The organism is Heliophilum fasciatum, assembly GCF_004341395.1.
Lineage (GTDB): Bacteria > Bacillota > Desulfitobacteriia > Heliobacteriales > Heliobacteriaceae > Heliophilum > Heliophilum fasciatum.
Genome location: NZ_SLXT01000003.1, coordinates 169907 through 187299 on the forward strand (window position 1 = coordinate 169907; position 17393 = coordinate 187299).

Annotated in this window: 12 protein-coding genes and 1 pseudogene; 4 read left to right on the forward strand and 9 right to left on the reverse strand. The window is 52.2% G+C overall.

What is annotated here, in order from left to right; all coding sequences use genetic code 11:
• Positions 1-8: 8 nt before the first annotated feature.
• From EDD73_RS02510 to EDD73_RS02540, 9 genes and pseudogenes are all read right to left on the reverse strand, one after another.
• Entirely contained in the window at positions 9-1493 is a 1485-nt protein-coding gene (locus EDD73_RS02510; protein WP_131918117.1) for a DUF3375 domain-containing protein, read from the reverse strand.
• 20 nt (positions 1494-1513) lie between these two features.
• Entirely contained in the window at positions 1514-1894 is a 381-nt protein-coding gene (locus EDD73_RS15565) for a YgjP-like metallopeptidase domain-containing protein (RefSeq protein ID WP_207668785.1), read from the reverse strand.
• Entirely contained in the window at positions 1804-2235 is a 432-nt protein-coding gene (locus tag EDD73_RS15395; RefSeq protein WP_207668786.1) for a YgjP-like metallopeptidase domain-containing protein, read from the reverse strand. The genes EDD73_RS15565 and EDD73_RS15395 overlap by 91 nt, the downstream gene beginning before the upstream one ends.
• Before the next feature lie 10 nt (positions 2236-2245).
• On the reverse strand, positions 2246-3199 hold the full coding sequence (locus tag EDD73_RS15400; protein WP_279222067.1) for a type I restriction enzyme endonuclease domain-containing protein: 954 nt from the start codon (positions 3197-3199) through the stop codon (positions 2246-2248).
• Between the two features lie 63 nt (positions 3200-3262).
• Positions 3263-4615, reverse strand: a pseudogene (locus tag EDD73_RS15405) (type I restriction endonuclease subunit R); the annotation flags it as partial.
• Positions 4616-4640: 25 nt separating this feature from the next.
• Complete coding sequence (locus EDD73_RS02525) at positions 4641-5522, reverse strand: Fic family protein (RefSeq protein WP_165876272.1); 882 nt, start codon at positions 5520-5522, stop codon at positions 4641-4643.
• Positions 5523-5651: 129 nt separating this feature from the next.
• Complete coding sequence (locus EDD73_RS02530; protein WP_131918120.1) at positions 5652-6758, reverse strand: iron-containing alcohol dehydrogenase family protein; 1107 nt, start codon at positions 6756-6758, stop codon at positions 5652-5654.
• Between the two features lie 72 nt (positions 6759-6830).
• Entirely contained in the window at positions 6831-7928 is a 1098-nt protein-coding gene (locus EDD73_RS02535; RefSeq protein WP_131918121.1) for a response regulator, read from the reverse strand.
• Entirely contained in the window at positions 7925-12259 is a 4335-nt protein-coding gene (locus EDD73_RS02540) for a hybrid sensor histidine kinase/response regulator (protein WP_165876273.1), read from the reverse strand. The genes EDD73_RS02535 and EDD73_RS02540 overlap by 4 nt, the downstream gene beginning before the upstream one ends.
• A gap of 274 nt (positions 12260-12533) precedes the next feature.
• On the opposite strand from EDD73_RS02540, the gene thrC reads away from it, so the two are divergent.
• The 4 genes from thrC to EDD73_RS02560 all read left to right on the forward strand — a co-directional run bounded on the left by thrC (position 12534) and on the right by EDD73_RS02560 (position 17231).
• Positions 12534-13922: a threonine synthase gene (gene thrC, locus EDD73_RS02545; protein ID WP_131918123.1), complete on the forward strand. Its 1389-nt coding sequence runs from the start codon at positions 12534-12536 to the stop codon at positions 13920-13922.
• Positions 13923-13948: 26 nt separating this feature from the next.
• Complete coding sequence (gene nudC, locus EDD73_RS02550; RefSeq protein ID WP_131918124.1) at positions 13949-14740, forward strand: NAD(+) diphosphatase; 792 nt, start codon at positions 13949-13951, stop codon at positions 14738-14740.
• A gap of 167 nt (positions 14741-14907) precedes the next feature.
• Positions 14908-16638: a spore germination protein gene (locus EDD73_RS02555; protein ID WP_131918125.1), complete on the forward strand. Its 1731-nt coding sequence runs from the start codon at positions 14908-14910 to the stop codon at positions 16636-16638.
• Complete coding sequence (locus EDD73_RS02560) at positions 16635-17231, forward strand: GerAB/ArcD/ProY family transporter (protein WP_131918126.1); 597 nt, start codon at positions 16635-16637, stop codon at positions 17229-17231. Before EDD73_RS02555 ends, EDD73_RS02560 begins: the two co-directional genes overlap by 4 nt.
• Positions 17232-17393 lie beyond the last annotated feature (162 nt).

Here is a 17393-nt window from a genome sequence, read left to right on the forward strand (position 1 = left end):
TCCTGCAACTATATTTTCATCAATGATCGAACAAAATTAATCCTTGGAAGTCGTGCTATCCGCACCTTACCGGTTTCATCTTCCCACGAGATTTCCTCTGTTTCATCCTCAATAAAACTTTGTTGGCTTTCGCTCGCAATGACAAAATACGTAACCAGTTCCGCGAGACCTAAATCTAAAGGGAACTTGGCAATCACTTGAGCCAGGCTAACGGAATCCCGCTCCAATAAAAGGCGTTGAATTTGCTCAGCTAATTTTTGTTTATCTACGTAAATCTGAGAGAAAAGCGCTTCTGCTGAAATGTCCCCTAGCCCGATATTAAGACTGTCATCTTTGATTTCCGGTCGCTGGTGCGGTATGAACAATGGCCTGTCCATAGGCAAGTTAAATTCCGGCTTCAACCCATCGATATTTATGAAATATTCCCGGGGCGGATCATTGCGAATCTCTAAAGCGTGGTTTTCTATTTCACGAACCAACTGAATAATCCGCCGTTCTTCGGCCAAGTAGTTCTCATCAACATACCGTCGTAATTGTTGTGACAGCGCGGCAACAGTTTCTTGAACATAAGCCCCAGCATCCATCCATTCGTTGTTGATATCAATAATTTCAGATGCTATTTTTAATTCTTGAACAGGCTTTAAATGTAATACCTTATCAAGAGTATCCCTAAAATCGTCTTGATAAGAAGTTGACATCAAGAAATTCCAAAAAGCTCTAAAACTCTTTCCCTGTTCCGAATTGGAAATACCATCACGTTCCTGAAAAATCGTTTCCAGAAGTTCTCCTTTGCCTCGATCCCAAGTAGCGATGCGTTCACGCATACCTCGATCCAGATCCCTGAAGTTTTGCTCTACAGCCCTAAAATCCGCAAGTATTTCCCGTGCAGTCTTTGTTGCCTGCCAGAAGCGCTCTTTAATCTTAGTCTCATCCATTACATCGATCTGTCCATTTTTTACACGATTGATTTCTGCTTCGATCTCTGCTTTACGCCGCTCCAGTTCAGCGATCCTTCGTTCTGGATCTGTTTCTGCCCCTTCAACGATTTGATGCAAAAGATTAAAAACGGTAATAAGCCGTGATTCTGTTCCAATAAACGCTTGTTGCTGACCTAGACTAATGATCCAATCAATCGCTCGTTGAGCTACTGATGTCAAATCAAAATGAGGTTCATCTTGCCCTGTAGGGTAAAATTTTCGCAACCACCCATGGTCATCATTTGCCCATTCATCAAGGTAATCACGTCCCGAGCGCGGGAACAACGGCTCTTTTCGTCCTTGATTAAGAAAATAAATAAAACTATCCAACTGACCGATTAGTTCTGTCTCAGCGACAGCGCGTCGGTTACTCAAAATAAACTCTTTATAAAGAAAAGCGATAACAAAAGCCGCCTGGTGCGAAACTAACAAACGCCAAGCGGGATTTTTCTTCCGCAAAATCTCCAGGTCTTGATATTCCATATGCCCTAAAGATGCCGTCCCGCCAATGGCCATCCGTCTCCCCCCTTCACTTCTCACAAACTCCGTATAACCTCTTCATCCAGGATCCGCTTCCGCTCTCTCCAATCGGGCATGAGACTCGTCAAAAAATCATAAAAATCCGCATTATGATCTCGATGGATAAAATGCACCAGTTCATGAAGCACCACATATTCAATACAATACTTAGGTGCCTTAATCAGTTCCGAATTAAGCACAATGATTCCCTTATCCTTAATACAGGAACCCCACCGGGCCTTCATCGTTCGAATCATAATTGCTGGTTTCTTTACCCCATATTTCTCAACCACCGGAAAGATCCGCATCAATACTTCCAGAAAAACCTTCTCTTCTTTTTCTCGAAACCATTGCTGGACAAGCAAGGCTTTTCGGTCGACAGCCTGCTTGTCTTGCACGGTGAGTTGCAGGTAGCCCCGGCGATAGCCATCCCCTCCGGCGCCCCTTCCGCTACCTTCAACCGCAACTGTTTGCCCAGATATTTGAACGACTCACCGCTTACATACGCTTTTTCCCGGATCGTTTCCGGCTGAGCATCATGAAAATAAGCGGTTTTATTGAAAATCCATGCGGCCTTGCTGTGGACAAATGCCTGTAAAACCTCCAGCGGTACTCGTTCATTGGCCGACACCATGATGGTCATATCCGGCTTTACATTCAGATTGATATTGCGCACTTTTTTGCGCTGTACTTCAAAGGTGATCGTCCGGCCATGCCAGCAAACTTCTTGTTTTTCCATCATGCATCCCCTAGTATCGTGTACGTGCAACCATTTTCACATTTTCGATGATTTTATCAATTTGATCATAGGAAAGATGCAACCCATGCTGCTTTTCATAGCGGTACATCAGATCATCGATTTCCTGGGCAATTTTGTTGTGCACCTCTGGGTTATTGTGCCAATCCACTTTGGAATGTTTTTCAATGATGCTCGTGATGTCCATGGCCAGCAGTGCTAGGATTTCCGTCCGACCATCGTCAACACTGTATTCGTCCGCTTCTTCACAGATAACGCCATAAAAGGCCTGGGCATGGGAGTTTTGACGGATGCACTCGGGATACTCCACCCCCGTGTAGCCTCGCCGGAAATCCTGCTTGATCTCCATCATGCGCTTGAGATATTCCGCTTCCGAAATGCGTTTGTCCTTATATTCCTGAATCGTTGCTTCAATGCGCTCAGAAAACTTCTTATAGTACGACGGGTTTTCATCCCACTTGGCATTGATGCGTTTGGAGATGCGCGTCATGATGGCATCGGCTTTGGCTCGATCCGAACCAAGGCGCTTGAGCTCTTCTTCAAAGTGTTGTTCATCCAAGATATCCACAGGATGGGTAATGCGGATCACTTCTTCAGCAGCAATATACTGATCCATCAACTTCTGCATTTTCGGTTCATACTCTTTGTGATCGATACTAGCGGAATAGCGCAGCTTGACCGACTTGCGCAACTCTTGCCAAAACTTCATATCTCTTTTATAACGTTCAAGTTCACCGGTCTTGAGCGCATGGTAAATCTGTTCCGACTCCAGCGCAATGGCAAGATGTTTGCCGAAACCACAAAGATACTCATAAAAAAGTTCTCGTTTCTCCACATCTGCCAGCAAAACTTCATATTCTTCTGCGTCTTGATGATTTTTAACCGACGCAAACAACGCTTTGACGCTGGAGTGATAATGACGCAATGTACCGATTATGCTGATCACATCATAAATTGCACCTTTTACATCATGCGGATCAAATTCCTCCAGTCCGCCCTCACCGGAATAGATCCCCAGCGCCTCATCCAGCTTCGCCAGCAGCCCGCGATAATCAACGATCAACTCGTAATCCTTGCCCTCATAGAGGCGATTCACACGGGCAATGGCTTGCAAAAGTGTGTGTTCTTTCATTGGCTTGTCAATATAAATTACCGATGCTCTGGGCGCATCAAAACCGGTTAATAACTTATCTACCACAATCAATACATCCGGTTCATCACCGTTGATAAATTCATTTTTGATCGTATCTTCATACGCTTCCGGCGTGCCATATTGTGCCATCATGCGGTTCCAGAACTGCCGTTCTTTATCTTTGGACTCCTGATCGACAGCCTCGTATCCTTCCCGCTGATCCGGCGGGGAGATCACCACGGCTACCGTCAAATCACCCAATTCCTCAAAGGCTTCCATATACAGGATCGCTTCGGCTTTGCTGTTCGTCGCCAACATGGCTTTGAATTGGATCCCTTCGGTCTTGTAGCTGTTGCGGAAATGCTCATTAATATCAAAAGCAATCAGTTTCAGTCGCTGGTCGCTGGAGGCAATCCGTTCAAAACGACTCCATTTGTTTTTGACTTCTTCCTTTTGCTTTTCATTTAAGTGGCGGCAGATGATCTCCAGTTGACTGTCAATGGCTTTGCGATTGACGCTTTGATCGACCATCTTGCCTTCATAAAGAAGCGGCACGATCGCCTTGTCTTTGACTCCGTCGGCAATGGTGTACTTGTGGATTAACTTGCCGAACTTGACCATCGTGTTTTTTTCCTTCTTCATGAGCGGTGTCCCCGTAAAGCCAAGATAGCAGGCATGGGGAAACACTTTTTTCATTTTGATGTGTAATTCTTTATAGTGGCTACGGTGAGACTCATCGACCAAAATAAAAATATCCTTGGAGAGGATCGGTTGCTGTTTTTCAGCGGCGGCATCAAACTTTTGCACCAGTGTGGTCACTACATCGGCTTGTTGATTGTTGATCAAGGTGATGAGATTCCGCCCCGTTGTTGCCCGGTGGGCTTTCAAGCGAGTGTGATTAAAGGTGCGGTGAATCTGTTTATCCAGTTCGATGCGATCGGTCACCACGAGCACTTTCGGTCGGCAATCCCTCATTTTGGAGAGAATATATTTGGCCACCATCACCATCGTCAACGATTTTCCCGACCCTTGTGTGTGCCAGATCACGCCGGACTGCCGGTTTCCTTGTTTGTCTGTTTGCTGAATGGTTTTGATGATTTCCCGGATGGCAAAAAACTGCTGGTACCGGGTGTTCTTCTTTACAGTGTTGTCAAAGAGGATGAAAAACTGGATCAATTCCAACAACCGCTCAGGATGGAACAGCGAAATCATAATCTCATCTTGTCGGGTACAAAGTCGTCCTCGGACGCTACGCTTACTTTGCGCCTGAAGCCAATCCTGGTCTTCCTCTTGCCAAAGTACTGATCACCTGTTCACAAGCTTGGGTCATCGTCTCCAAAAAATAAATGATCCATGGCGCCAGATCGGGCGGGTCATTCCGTCCATCATAGTAATGGGGCAATAAATTCATCTGTAACGATGAATAATACCGAGGCAAGTCCCGCCAATGATACTCTTCCAACGAATATAATCCTTTAAGGTCATATCCGTCGGCAGCTAAGAGATACGTGGCCAAAGCCCGTGCCGTCCGCCCGTTCCCATCACTGAAAGGGTGAATCGTCAGCAACTGCCACTCAGCAATGGCCGCCCGGATCGGCGTCGGCAGTTGCCCCGATGCATCGGACACCAACCATGCCGAAAAACCCCGCATCAGCGGCGGAACATCCTCGTAACACGGTGGAATGTACTCGATCGCTCCGGTTTCCGAATCACGCACCGCAAAAAGCATTCCCGGCGGCATACTGCCACGATAAGCACTGCTTTTTTGCCGCCGCCCGGCATTACGCACCGCAATCATCGCATGTAATCGCCGGATAAAGGCCTCATTCGGCGGGACATGGCGCCGCTGGGCCTTGTCGATAAAGGTTAAACAGTTCCAATAATTCCGCACCTCTTGCTGTGCTGCCGACCCCTTGCACCCCCGAGGTTTTTGGATCACCGCTTGCACTTCCAATAAGCTAAGCGGATTTCCTTCGATCCCCGTCGAATAGCGCACCGACTTGACTTTTGCTTCACGGCGCATCGTTTGAATCAAATCAGGCGGTACCGCGATGTACTCGACAAGAGCCCGCGCCTGTTCAATCCGTAGCAACAGCTTGACCATTTGATGGGTATAGCCAAACCGAGGTTTAAACACCGTTCTCTCCCTCCTCGCGTACGCGCACCATGTTAACAAGGATATACAAAAGCGATGCATCCCTGCTTTCAACTACGGATCAGTACAGCAAAAGGTGCATCGCTACTTGTATTTTTCTTTTTCCTACCCTTAGATCACCGTCAACGAATCCCTCAAGATCCGCTCCAAATCCCCCACGTTCGGCAACCGCGGCGTTTGGACGGTGCTCTTCGCTTGGCTGGCCTTCTCGGCAAACCAACGAATTTCGGCTTCACTATAGCGCTCGTCGTTCGCCAAAAGCCGGCCCATCCATGCCTGGAAATCATCGATCCCGTCCCGCCCCAACAGGCTCAGCACACGGCCAATCTTCTCGGCAGCCACCGCTTCATTAAAGCGCAAGTATTCGCCCAACAGTAGCCCGTTGGCCCGGCCATGCGGTACGTTATGGAAGTAGGTCAGCGAATAACCCAACGCATGCACAGCCGTCGTGCCCGTTTGGGCGATGACCATTCCCGCCAGCGTCGATGCATAAAGCAGCGCTTCCCGGTCGGCCAGCGTCAACGTTCCTGTTTCCAGCGCTTTCGCCGCCTTCGCCACATAGGCCATCGCCTCCAAGGCCAGGCTGTCGCTTACCGGCATGGCCCGCCTCGACAAATACCCTTCCACCGCATGAGACAAGGCATCGATCGCCGTATGGATCGTCAACTCCCGCGACTGGCTTGCCGTATAGCGCGCATCAAGGAAGGCGACCTTGGGAAAAACGCCCTCGTCGGCAAAGCTTTTTTTCGTCTGCTGCCCAGGATCGGTAAGAATGGAGTACGGCGTCACCTCACTGCCGGTGCCGGCCGTCGTCGGAATCGCCAGCACCGGCAGCGGCGCCACATCAAAGGTACCGTCAAACAATTGATAGCCGCTGATCGGATTGACCGCCAGCGCAGCAATCGCCTTGGCCGCGTCCAACGGCGAACCGCCACCAATGGCGATGATCAGATCCGGTTGCCATTGCCGCGCCGCTTCTCCGCCGGCTTCGACGACCGCCACGGTCGGGTTTTCCTCGATGCAGTCATAGACCGTCCAGGCGATCCCACGCTCGGCCAGCGCCTGCTCCACATCCGGCAAAGCACCACTAACGCGAGCCGATGCGCGTCCGGTCACCACCAACGCCCGTTTGCCCCAGCGGGCAAACTCATCGCTATGTTTACGCACACACTCGGCGCCAAAATAAATTTTTGTCGGCATGAAGAATCGAAAATTCACGATGTTCCCCCTGATGATCTCATTTTTTCCCCTATACCCGTGCTCTACAAGCGAGACCGGCCCCCCAGCCCTTTACCCCGCAACGTGACTGTCGCGAAACGATTCGGCAATCTCCAGAAACCGTCGTTCCAACCGTAAGAAAGACTCGACGATGGCCGGATCAAAATGTTTCCCCGACTCCTCCCAGATGATACCGTGGGCCACTTCATGGGGCATCGGCACTTTGTAGACCCGTTTGCTGATCAGCGCATCATACACATCGGCAACGGCCATCAACCGAGCCGCAATCGGGATCTTCTCGCCGGCCAGGCCTTCCGGATAACCGCTTCCGTCCCAGCGCTCATGATGGGAAAGAGCAATTTCTTTGGCAAAACGTAAAAACGTCTCCGGCTGCTTTAGCAACATTTCGGAGCGAACAATCGCATCACGGCCAATCGTCGTATGGGCTTTCATCAATTCAAATTCCGCGTCGGTCAACCGATCCGGTTTGAGCAAAATATTATCGGGAATCCCCACCTTACCGATATCATGGAGCGGTACCGACTGCACCAACCGGCGGATGTTCTCCGGCGTAAGAAAATCACGAAACCGCTCATGGTAACGTAAATCCAAGGCCAATTCCTTGACATACTGCTGCGTGCGCCGGAGATGCTGCCCCGTTTCATTGTCCCGCGTTTCGGCCAGCGACGCCAGGGCAAAAAGCGATACATCCTGAATCAGGGAAATTTCTTTGATCCGCATGGCCACTTCCGCTTCCAGGTAGGCATTCTTGTCTTGGAGAAAATCTCTGGCCTGTTTGAGCATCAGATGCGTTTTGACCCGGGCAAACAAGGTCGGCGGGCTGATCGGTTTGATAATGTAGTCCACCGCCCCCAGCGCAAAGCCCTTTTGCTCGTCTTCCACTTTGCTGAGCGCTGTCAGGAAAATGACCGGGATGTCGGCTAACCGGGGATTTTCCTTTAAACGCGTGCACGTCTCATAGCCATTCATCCGAGGCATCAAGACATCCAGCAAAATCAGATCCGGCGGCGCGGCGTTGGCGATCGCCAGTGCCATCTCCCCGTTGGTTGCAACTTTAACCTTATATAAGTCTTTTAACAAGCCACTGACCAGCATCAAGTTGTCCGGCGTGTCGTCGACTACCAGGATGACCGGTTTTTCCTCGTTCATAACGGTTCCCCTTCCTCATCCATGCGCTCGAGCAGTTCCAGCGCTTGATCAAATTGAAAGGTCTTCAATGCTTTATCCAGTTTCTCGATCTGATCATGATCATAATGCGTCTTCCACAAACTCCGGACCGAGTCAAAAAAGTCAACCGCTTCGCTGTCAAAATCCTGCAACAGTGTTTTTAATTGCTCGACCTGCGGTGCCAACACCGACCGATCGCCTGGTGTAGGCGCCTCTACCGGATGAGCACCCAGGCTGGCAGCAAGGCCCAACCCTACGGGGGTTTCGTCACCGGGCCCGTCGCCAAGCCCCTCCCCGGCAAAATGGCCTTGGATTCCTGCTACAACCTGAGCCAACTTGCTTGCAAACAGCACCAGCAACGGCGGAAGTTGCTCAACGTCCTCCTCTTTCCCGTACTTGAGGATTTGTTCGATAGCTGCCGCCGCCGCGCTTAGCTCCACCGCGCCCAGATTACCGGCCACACCTTTGATGCTGTGCGCCAACGAAAGCGCGGTGCTATGGTCCCGATCATCCAAGGCCAGGGCTAACCGCTCCGCCCCATCCTGGTGGTTTTCCACAAATTTACGCAAAAGCTTGCCATACAACGTGGTATTGCCGGCCACCCGGCGCAAGCCGTCATCCACCTGAATGCCCGGCAGTGATCCGATGGTTCGCTCAGCCCCACGGACCTCGCCGGTCGGCACTACAGGGGTCGGCGCCAGGGGCACCGTCCCTTCGTTTTTGGGCTGCACAAACTGCGCCAGCGTCGTAAACAGCAACTCCGGGTCAATCGGTTTCGCCACGTGAAGATTCATCCCGGCTTCGAAACAGCGTTCTCGCTCGCTGGCCATGGCCCAGGCCGTCAACGCAATCAGTGGCAAATCCGGTTCCAGCCGCCGGATGGCGCGGGCCGCTTCAAAGCCGTCCATGATCGGCATCTCCAGATCAAGAAGTACCACATCATAGGTTCCACTTCCTGCTACGCTTTTGATCTTTTCCAGCGCTTCCTGGCCATTGTTTACCATATCCACCTGCATGCCCTGGCTTTCCAGTAGTTCGATCACGATTTGCTGGTTCACTTCGTTATCTTCCGCCACGAGCACACGGCCTCCAGCCAATCCATAATTTTGCTCTTGCAGCGGCTGAACCACAGCGCATACTTCTTGTGTCGGCACCAAAACCTGCACGATCGTATCATGAAGGAGGGAATAGCCAATCGGCTTGATTAACACACCTTCCAAACAGGCTTGCTTCGCATGATGGCGCAATTCGTCGCGGTCGAAGGCGCTGATCATGACAATCGCCGGGATGGTCGTCAGATCGGTGTCCTTTTTCAACAGCTTCGCCGCTTGGATGCCATTCATTCCCGGCATCTGCCAATCCATAAAGACGACCGCGTAGGGATCGCTTCCGTCGCACCGGCGTACGGCCGCGATCGCCTCTTCACCGTTCACGGCCACATCGACCCGGAACTGCATGGAACGCAGATATTCCGCTACGATTTCCAAGGCCGCTGGATTATCATCGGCAACCAAAAGATGGAGCCCCTGAAGCCGCTCGGGCATCAAGCGTTGTTGCGTCTGTTGCATTTCCGCCAGGCCAAACCACGCCGTGAAACTAAACTGACTGCCCACCCGGGGTTCACTCGTCACCCAGATCGATCCTTCCATCATTTCAACCAGCCGTTTGCAGATCGACAGTCCCAAGCCCGTTCCCCCATGCTTGCGCGTTGTGGAACCGTCGGCCTGGGTAAAGGGTTGAAACAGCTTATGGGCCTGTTCTTCCGTCAAGCCGATGCCCGTATCGCTGACCTTAAACTTCAACTGCACCTTGTTACCGATTTGCTGCAGCAATTGCACATCGATCGACACATAGCCTTTTTCCGTAAATTTCAACGCGTTACTGACCAAGTTGGTCAACACTTGTCCCAGTCGCAGCGGATCACCAACGAGACTGATCGGCAGATCCGGCGGAATGTGATAGATAAACTCCAAGCCCTTATCGTAGGCCTTACTGCTGTTAACATCGACGACGCCGTTCAATACATCGGTTAAGGAAAAATCAATCTGCTCTAAGGCGAGATTCTGGGCTTCAATCTTAGAAAAATCAAGAATATCGTTGATGATTTGTAATAACGAGGTACCGGCATTGTAGATCTTTTCGACATAATCGCGCTGTTTTGCCGTCAAATCGGTCTTCATCGCCAGGTACGCCATCCCGATGACGGCGTTCATGGGGGTGCGGATTTCGTGGCTCATGTTGGCCAGGAACATCGACTTGGCTTGCGTCGCTTCTTCGGCCACCATCTGCGCCTGCCGGAGCTTTTCTTCTTTTTCTTTTAGATCGCTGATATCAACGACGATGCCCGTCAGCCCGCCAGGCGTACCGTCCGATAAATGAAATCCCGAGATCCAAAACAACACATCATGCACATGGCCATCGGCAAAATGCATGCGCATAGCCCGGTGAAACAGCGAACCTTCGCGAATCACCCGCTCCGCTTGCTCCTTATACTCATCCCGATGCAGATCGGGAAAATGAGGCGTTTCATCAATGCTTTTACCGATCATCATATCGCGGCTCAGCCCAAACGCCGCTTCATAGGCTTTGTTACATCCAAGAAAACGGGCATCGGCATCGCGATAAAAGATGGGGTTGGGAATATCATCGAGCAATTTCGCGGTAAAGGCCAGTTGATCGGACAGTTCTTTTTGGGCTTTCCGCAGTTCCGAGATATCCTCTTGAATCGCCACAAAATGGGTAATCTCACCGGCTTCATTCTTAATCGGCGCAACCACCAGGTTTTGCCAGTAATGCCGGCCGTCTTTTTTCTTGTTCACCATTTCACCATGCCACGGCCGGCCGGCTTTGATCGTCATCCAAAGATCCGTGAACCGTTCCGGCGGTGTCAGCCCTGACTTTAAGAACCGGGGGTTTTCCCCAATCGCTTCCTCAGGCGTATAGCCGGTAACCTTACAAAAGTTGGGGTTCACATATTCGATCGTTCCCTCCGGATCGGTGATCACCACCGTGACCGGACTTTGTTCCACAGCCTGAGAAAGCTTCTGTAACTCCACCGTTCGAGAACGAACTTGTTCTTCCAAGTACTCCGTTGTCTGCTGCAGTAACCGGCGCATTTCTTCGTTCGCATCCGCCAGCCGATTGATCTCGGCCCATCCCGTCTTGGCCACCGGGTTGGGAGTAAAGTCCAGACGGCCAATTCGTTCACTTTGTTCCAACAGTTGCCCTAACGGACGGCTTAACCGCCGGGACAGTTCATTGCTGAGCACAAAGGATAACCCCAATACCGTCATCAGCAAAAGCCCTAAGGCCAAATGCCAGTTCTGCCGATCATGAGCAAATTCACGTTCCGGCGCAAAGACGCCAACAACGAAACGTTTGCCACCAACGGTAACCGGTCGCATCATCGTCAGCCAACCTTCGTCGCCGCTTTTATAGTGCAGCAGCTGATCGAAACTTCCTCCCGCTTCGGACCAGCGCGTAAAGCCGGCTTGCAAGGACGGCACACCGAGCCGTTCGAGCGTAGGCAGCGCCGGTCCCCGGCCGCTGGGGGTGATCGAGAACGGAACACCGGGTAACCCCAGCACGTTGCCGTCTTGATCGAAGATCGCCACATAGCCTCGCTCACCGATCAGCACCGGACGAGTGATCCCCGAAAGATCACGCAACGACACATCCATGGCGATAACACGACGCTTACCGTTTGCATCCACATAATGAAGGGCCGCCGTGATCCCCGGTTCCGGTTTGGTAAAAAACATATACGGTGCGGTCCAAAAGACTTTCCCTGCCGGTAAACCCATGGCACCGATAAACCAAGGCCGCGTACGGCAGTCATAGGTTGTCTTATCTTCCTGCTGTTGAACGAGATTTCCTTCCCGATCCCAATAAGACCAACCTATCCATCCTGGGCGCTCTGCCGGGAATGAGTTGCCCGCTCGCCAGCCGATGTCATCTTTGTATAAGACTACTTCCCGGGAATCTTCATCGGCAAAAATCATCGCTGATAAGGACTGGTTTTGCCGAAGCACCGGCATCACCGCCCGCACAAAGGTAGTCAGTTCACCGTCGCCCCAGACTCCCTTCGCGGCCAATTCCTGGGCGATCAACAACTGACGCTCGACGGTCGAAACAAATTCTTGGACATGGTTATCAGTCTCCGCTGCATACTGACGCAGTTCACTGTCCGCAACATGTTCTATGGCCCGGTTAATGATCAGCTGATTCACGGCCAGTGTAAAGATCACAATCACAATGAACACGGTCATGGACATGCCCGTAAAAAGTCCTGTACGGATTTTTATTGGTTTCATGTCGGCATCCTGCCCCCTTAACGCATCCAACCGGAAATTTACCTTCCTGCAAAATTCCATCGTTAGTCTAACTATTCGTCAAAAGTAGCGATTAGCCTTTGCACATTGTTCTCGAGAAAACAAAAAAAAGTTACCCTGCCAGCGTGGCAACACAGTCTATCGATTTATTTGGCTGTTCCGCAGGCTCTCCGATGGAATCGGCTTTTTTTGTATAAAAAAATCGGCCCGTTTACGGTACAATAGAAGAGACTTTATTTCGCTAAGGAGATTGATCATGCAGTATATCAGCACACGGGGACAAGTATCCCCCATCGGATTCATCGATGCTGTCTTGATGGGACTGGCCGACGACGGCGGTTTGCTCGTGCCGGAACAAATTCCGCAAGTGGCACCGTCAATCCTCAAGCAATGGCAGGAGCTTACCTATACGGAACTGGCCCTGGAGATTTTCTCGTTATATATTGATGACGAAATCCCCCGGGCCGATCTGCAAAAGCTCGTCGAAAGCAGTTATGCCACCTTCCGCCACACCGAAGTGACACCGCTCCAAAAGCTCAGCGACGATCGCTATGTACTGGAACTGTTTCACGGCCCGACCTTTGCATTTAAGGACGTGGCGCTGCAATTTTTAGGCAACCTTTATGCCTATGTCTCCGAGCGGCGCAATTCGGTCATCCACATTCTCGGCGCTACCTCCGGCGATACCGGTGCTTCCGCCATTGAAGGTGTGCGCGGCAAGGAAGGCATCCGCATTTGTATCCTTCATCCCCATGAAAAAGTCAGCAAAGTGCAAGAGTTGCAGATGACCACGGTGGACGACGCCAATGTGCTCAACTTGTCGGTCAAAGGCAATTTTGATGATTGCCAGCGCATCATTAAAGATCTCTTCGCCGACATTGACTTTAAGCACCGCTATCACCTGCGCGCCATCAATTCGATCAACATCGCCCGGATTCTGGCCCAGACCGTTTACTACTTCTACGGCTATTTCCAAGCGGTCAAGCAAGGCAGCCCGGCGAAAATTAACTTCAGCGTCCCCACCGGTAACTTCGGCGACATCTTTGCCGGTTACCTGGCCAAGAAGATGGGTCTGCCGATTCACAAGCTGATCTTGGCGACCAACGAAAACAATATCCTCGCCCGCTTCGTCAATGAAGGCCTCTATCAACCGGGCGATTTCAAGGAAACCTACAGCCCCTCCATGGACATTCAAGTGGCCAGCAATTTTGAACGCTACTTATATTACCTCTACGGCGAAGAGGCCGGCATCGTGGCCTCGCTGATGGCGCAGTTCAAAACGGACGGCCGCCTGACCGTCTCCGGTGACATCCTGGCTCAAGTCCAAGGGGACTTCGCCGCCTACAGTGTGGCGAACGAAGCCTGCCTCGATACGATCAGCGCCTATCATCAGACTTATGGCTATTTGCTCGATCCCCATACGGCCTGTGGCGTCACCGCCGCCGATCAGCTTGCCGCCCCCGGCGAAGCCACCATCACCTTGTCCACCGCCCACCCAGCCAAGTTCGACGAAGCCATTCAACTGCGCCAAATCAAGCAGACCTACCCGCCGCAAATCCAAGCGCTCTTCGCCAAGCCCCAGTTCCAGACGGTTGTGGACGGCACCAATGAAGCGATCCAAGCGCAACTGGAGAAGTTTTTTTAATCAATGCCAACAAGAAAGCAGGACCCATGAACAAAACGTTGCCGTCATCCCGCTGGTTTCTCTTTCACAACCGTGCACTGCTAATCAAAGAAACCGATGAGGGCGCCCGCATCCTGACGGACGATGATCTGTGCACGTTGGATCTGGCCCCCGACGCGCCACAACGGATCGGCTCTTTTGACGGCCGTGACTGTTGGGTCGCCTCGGTCAACACCGGCACGGCCCCGGCAGGCTTTGCCTTCCGCGAATTACGGCAGGTGCATCCACACCTCACCGAAAACGATTTTGCCCTGGCCATGCGGGCCTTCCATATCCTCCATTGGCTAACGACGCACCGCTTCTGCGGCTGCTGCGGCCATCCCCTCCGGATGTCCGTTCAGGAAATCGCCTTACAGTGCCCCCACTGCGGCCACAGCGTCTATCCCCGGATCTCGCCGGCGATCATCGTCGCCGTAACCAAAGGCGATCAGATCCTGCTGGCCCGGGCCAACCGCCATCCGGCCCCGCCCTGGTACAGCGTGATTGCCGGTTTTCTCGAACCGGGCGAAACGCTGGAGGAGTGTGTGCGCCGTGAAGTCAAAGAAGAAACAGGCATCGACGTCGATCACATCAAGTACTTTGGCAGCCAGCCCTGGCCCTTTCCCGATTCACTCATGGTCGGTTTTACGGCCAAGTATGCTGGGGGCGATATCTGTATCGATCCGGTAGAACTTCTCGAAGCCGGTTGGTTTTCCGCTGGTGACCTGCCGGCGTTGCCGTCCGGTTTCAGCATCGCCAAGAAGCTGATCGATGATTTTGTGACCCGCCATCGCCATTGATTCTGCCGCTGCGTAATTACATCAATTCCAAAAGACCTCAACCCTCATGCCGGGGTTGAGGTCTTTTGGCGTTTACCTGCCAATAAGCTGGATATCCACGGATGTTAGCGGTTTCTCCGGCACAAACTACCGAAGAGTGAATCGGCTTCGCCAAAGGAAGATCGTCCGTGAAAAAAAATAACGCTAAAAAAAGCCATCCTTTCACCGGTAAAGTAAAAACCTTTCTGAACGATCTGGTTACGGTCAACCGCAGTGCCGGCGGCAAGGGTTTTTCCTTAAGCCCGTCCTCGCGCCCGCCCCTCCGCCGCCATTTAAGTAGTAACCTGCACCAAAAGCCGATGCCGGAAAAAGAAACGCCCCTGCCGCCGGCCACAACGGAGCTCCAGCAATGGCTCAAGCGCACCTTTCACGTCCGTCGCAATCCCGATTTTGTCCTGCGCACGCTGCACACCCATTGGGGAACGGTCACCCTGGCCTTTTACAGCAGTGTGACCAACTCGCTTCAGATGCAAGAATCCCTTATTGTGCCTCTGTTGCAATACGCCGGCTCAGTGGCGGCCATGACGCCGCAGCAACTGATCGATACGCTTCCCTGCAGTCATCTCACCAAAACCGTCTTCACCGTCGAAACAGCCCTCGACAACATTGTCCAGGGAACCACCTTCCTCCATGTGGATGGCATGGCGTGGGCGCTGGCCGTTGATCTGCGCGATCAAGAAAGCCGGAGTATCGAAGCCCCGCAGACGGAAACGGTCGTTCCCGGCCCTTTTGACTCTTTTGTGGAAGTGGCGCAAAAAAACCTGAACTTGCTGCGCATGCGCCTGGCCGTTCCCGGCTTTATCGCCGAACCCCTGCCGGCCGGCCGCCGGGGGCGCGGCCCCCTTTATCTGCTGTATATCGATGGCCTGACCAATCCCAAACTGGTCCGGGAAATGCGCCGCCGCCTGCGATCGCTCGACGTCGATGTGCTCCTCAGTCTCGGCGTCGTAGAGCAATTTATCCAAGATCGCCCCTACTCCATCTTTTCCCAGGTGCTGCTCACCGAACGGCCCGACCGCACCACCGCCTATCTGCTGGAAGGTTCCGTAGCGGTGCTGCTCGAAGGCAGTCCGCTGGCCCTGATCGCGCCGATCACCTTCTGGAGCCTGCTGCAATCACCGGAAGATATCTATCACCGCTGGCCTATCGGGGTCTTCGCCCGGCTGCTCCGGTTGAGCGCCCTGGTCATCTCCCTCTTTCTTCCCGGTTTATATGTTGCCGTCGTCACCTTTCATCCGGAAATGATCCCTACCGAGTTGATGCTGTTTATCGCCGGGGAACGCGAACGGGTTCCTTTTCCCAGCTTTATGGCGGTGCTTTTTTTGGAATTAGCCTTTGAGTATGTCCGGGAGTCGGCCCTGCGGATTCCCAAAGCGATCAGCACGACTATCGGTATTGTCGGTGCCATCATCATCGGCCAAGCCGTCGTTCAAGCCGGCATCGTTTCCCCGGAGATAATCATTATCATGTCGATCACCATCTTAGCGGGCTATTCCATGCCCCAATACATGCTGGCTAACAGTATACGAATTATCCGTATCTTCATCCTACTATTGGGATCCGTCTTAGGCTTTTACGGCGTCCTGCTGGGCTTGGTGGCGCTCATTCATCATAGTGTCAGCCTGCGTTCGCTCGGGGTGCCTTTCTTTGCGCCCTTTGCACCGCTGCAAAAACATCTTACCATCCCCGTTAGTCGGCCCTTTCCCTTCGTTACGGAAGCTCGTCCCCTGTATACCCATCCCCTCGATCCGGTGAAATCAGGTAAAATCACCCGCCCTTGGGACAAAACCACCCTGTTGGAAGCGGTGGCGCTGCGCCGCACCGCACCGGGAAATCCGCAAAAGGACAAACCGTCATGACCGGCGTGAAACGACAAGGTCATGTGGGATGGCTGCCTGTAAGCATTGTCTTAGGCTCCTTCACACACGTGAAAATGTTCATGACCAGCCCACGATCGCTCGCCCAGGACGCCGGGACGGCCGGGTGGATCGTGCCCCTCCTTTCCGCTTTCGCCATGGTGATACCCTTTTGGGCGCTGGAACGTCTGATCCGCGACCATGGCCGCCGTTCACTGTTGGAAATTGCCGGAACCCTTTGGGGAACGCCAGTACGCCGGCTGTTGGGCATCCTCTATGCAGGCATCTTTCTTCTCCTTTACGCCTTGTATCTGCGCCATTTTGGTGAGTTAGTAGTCGCCACACTGCTGCCGCAAACACCGCTTTTCACCGTGATCACTGCCATGATTCTCTTAAACTTGTATTTAGCCTACGAAGGGTTGGAAAGCTTATCACGAACCAACATGATCATCTTTCCTTTCGTTTTCCTTATTTCTATCGTTGCCTTTACGGCGGCCGCCAGCACCGGCGAGATCTATCGTCTGGCCCCTTGGCTCGGTTACGGTCTTTGGGAAACGGCAAGCGCTGGTTTGGTCTATACAACGCTCCATTCGTGATCGGTTAACCAGTTATTGCCGAAAAATATGAAAATACAGTGGTAAAATAACAGACATAAAGCATACGGGCGTTGCCGCATCATTTCGACCAAGGATCGAGCATGCGTTTTCGGAATACATTCGGATCCACAGCCTCTGCCACAAACATGTCAAAAAGAGGAT